Source organism: Bordetella petrii (assembly GCF_020991325.1).
GTDB classification, from domain to species: domain Bacteria; phylum Pseudomonadota; class Gammaproteobacteria; order Burkholderiales; family Burkholderiaceae_B; genus Bordetella_A; species Bordetella_A petrii_E.
On sequence record NZ_JAJMLX010000428.1, the window covers coordinates 1 to 2,437 of the forward strand.

General features: G+C 63.5%; 4 protein-coding genes. 3 read left to right on the forward strand and 1 reads right to left on the reverse strand.

Translation table 11 applies throughout. The features are described 5' to 3' along the window. From minC to minE, 3 genes are all read left to right on the forward strand, one after another. Positions 1-400, forward strand: a 400-nt coding sequence (gene minC / locus LPZ50_RS24070) for a septum site-determining protein MinC (protein ID WP_230665364.1), incomplete at its 5' end; no start/stop codon positions are given. Between the two features lie 107 nt (positions 401-507). After that, positions 508-1,323: a septum site-determining protein MinD gene (gene minD, locus LPZ50_RS24075; protein ID WP_230665365.1), complete on the forward strand. Its 816-nt coding sequence runs from the start codon at positions 508-510 to the stop codon at positions 1,321-1,323. A gap of 3 nt (positions 1,324-1,326) precedes the next feature. Further along, complete coding sequence (gene minE, locus LPZ50_RS24080; protein ID WP_230665366.1) at positions 1,327-1,587, forward strand: cell division topological specificity factor MinE; 261 nt, start codon at positions 1,327-1,329, stop codon at positions 1,585-1,587. A 152-nt stretch (positions 1,588-1,739) separates the two neighbouring features. Here minE and LPZ50_RS24085 read toward each other — a convergent pair. Further along, positions 1,740-2,437, reverse strand: a 698-nt coding sequence (locus LPZ50_RS24085; RefSeq protein WP_230665367.1) for an SDR family NAD(P)-dependent oxidoreductase, incomplete at its 5' end; no start/stop codon positions are given.

Consider the following 2,437-nt stretch of genomic DNA (forward strand, 5'->3'; position numbering starts at 1 on the left):
GGCCCGCGCCGAGGCGGCAGCCGGCGAAGCCGCCACCGACGCCCCGGCCGAACCCCCGGCCCCCGTCTCGGCCCTGGTCATCACCAAGCCGCTGCGCTCGGGGCAACGCGTCTATGCCCGGCACACCGACCTGGTGGTCATCGGCATGGTCAGCCAGGGAGCGGAAGTCATCGCCGACGGCAACGTGCACGTCTATGGCCCCCTGCGCGGCAAGGCCATGGCTGGCGCACGCGGCGATACATCGGCACGTATTTTTACCACCCAGCTCGACGCCGAGCTGCTGGCCGTGGCCGGCGTTTACCGCGTGGTGGAAGACAAGCTGGACAGCTCGCTGCACAACCAGCCCGCACTGGTGCACCTGGATGGTGAAACCTTGCGCATCGAAGCCCTGCGCAAATAGGCCGGGCTTTGCCTTCGGGCCAGTACTTCTACATCTTGTAAGAAGCCTTACATGGGCTTTTTGCTTTACGATAACGCGATTTATTCGAACATAAGGGTTAAACGGTCATGACACGTATTGTTGTGGTGACTTCCGGCAAGGGCGGGGTCGGTAAAACCACCACCAGCGCCAGCTTTTCTTCAGGCTTGGCCATGCGCGGCCACAAGACGGCCGTCATCGACTTCGACGTCGGCCTGCGCAACCTGGACCTCATCATGGGCTGCGAACGCCGCGTGGTGTACGACTTCGTCAACGTCATCCAGGGCGAAGCGTCGCTGAAGCAAGCGCTGATCAAAGACAAGCAGCTGGAAAACCTGTTCATCCTGCCGGCCTCGCAAACCCGCGACAAAGACGCCCTGACCCAGGAAGGCGTGGCCAAGGTCATCGAAGACCTGAAGGAAATGGGCTTCGACTACATCGTGTGCGATTCGCCCGCCGGCATCGAAACCGGCGCGCTGATGGCGGCCTACTTCGCCGACGACGCCCTGGTGGTCACCAACCCGGAAGTGTCCTCGGTGCGCGACTCCGACCGCATCCTGGGCATCCTGGCCGCCAAATCGCGCCGCGCCATCGACGGCGACGAACCGGTCAAGGAATACCTGCTGCTGACCCGCTACAACCCGAAGCGCGTCAACGACGGCGAAATGCTGTCCCTGACCGACATCGAAGACATCCTGCGCATCAAGCTGATCGGCGTCATCCCCGAATCGGAGTCGGTGCTGCAGGCATCGAACCAGGGCCTGCCCGCCATCCACCTGCGCGACACCGACGTCGCCGAAGCCTACAAAGACGTGGTCTCGCGTTACCTGGGCGAAGAAAAACCGCTGCGCTTCACCGACTACGAGAAGCCCAGCCTGCTCAAGCGCCTGTTCGGAGGGAAGTAAGCAATGTCCTTCCTGTCGTTTCTGCTCGGCCAGAAAAAAACCTCGGCGGTCGTCGCCAAGGAACGCCTGCAAATCATTCTGGCGCACGAGCGCTCGGGCCGCGGTTCCTCGCCCGACTACCTGCCGCAGCTGCAACAAGAGCTGGTGGCCGTGATCTCCAAGTACGTCAACATCAACCCCGACGACATCAAGGTGCACCTGGAACGCCAGGACACCCTGGAAGTGCTCGAGGTCAAGATCGAGATGCCGCAAAAGGAAGCCTGATCAGTCCCCCGGGGGCTGGCTCCCGAAGGGTGCCTGACCCCGACCAGACGATCACGACCTCGGACGTAAACCACCCGGGCCAGCGGCTAATCAACGGCTGATATCGGTGTCTGGCCCCCTGCGGGAGCCAGACACCCGCGGTCGGCGCCGTCTCAGTATTTGAGCGTGATGCCCCCGTCCACCACCAGTTCTATGCCCGTGACATACCTGGCTTCGTCCGACGCCAGGTAAACCGCGGCGTGGGCGACATCCCAGGCGTCTCCCATGTGTCCCATCGGCACCTGGCCGTCGCGTTCCTGCCACATGCGCTGCACGTCGCCACCGGCATATTCCGCCGCCAGGTTAGCGGCGTTTTCCACCATGGGCGTCTTCATCAGGCCCGGCAGGATCGCGTTGACTCGCACCTTGTGCTTCGCATATTCCGCCGCAGTGGTGCGCGTCATGTGGTTCATGGCCGCCTTGGTAGTGGAATACGTCACGTACGGCACGCCGGTATAGCGCAGCGAGGCGATCGACGAGATATTGATGATGGACCCGCCGCCCTGGTCGCGCATGGCCGGGATGAACTGCTTCATGGCCAGGAAGCAGCTTTTCAGGTTGATGGCGTAGACGCGGTCCCATTCGCTTTCGTCGGTTTCCACCACGCCGCCCACGCTGACGATGCCGACATTGTTGTTCAGGATGTCGACCCGTCCGTAGGCCGCCACGGCCTGCTGGTGCACCGCCGCGATATCGGCCGCCCGGGTCACGTCGGCCTGCAGCGCCAGCGCCTGCCCGCCTTCGCTGGCGATGATATCGGCGGTTTCGCGCGCGGCCGCCAGGGCCAGGTCCACGCACACCACGCGGGCGC

Coding starts and splice junctions, on each gene's coding strand:
- minD (WP_230665365.1), top strand. CDS start 508: ATGACACGTATTGTTGTGGTGACTTCCGGCAAGGGCGGGGTCGGTAAA.
- minE (WP_230665366.1), top strand. CDS start 1,327: ATGTCCTTCCTGTCGTTTCTGCTCGGCCAGAAAAAAACCTCGGCGGTC.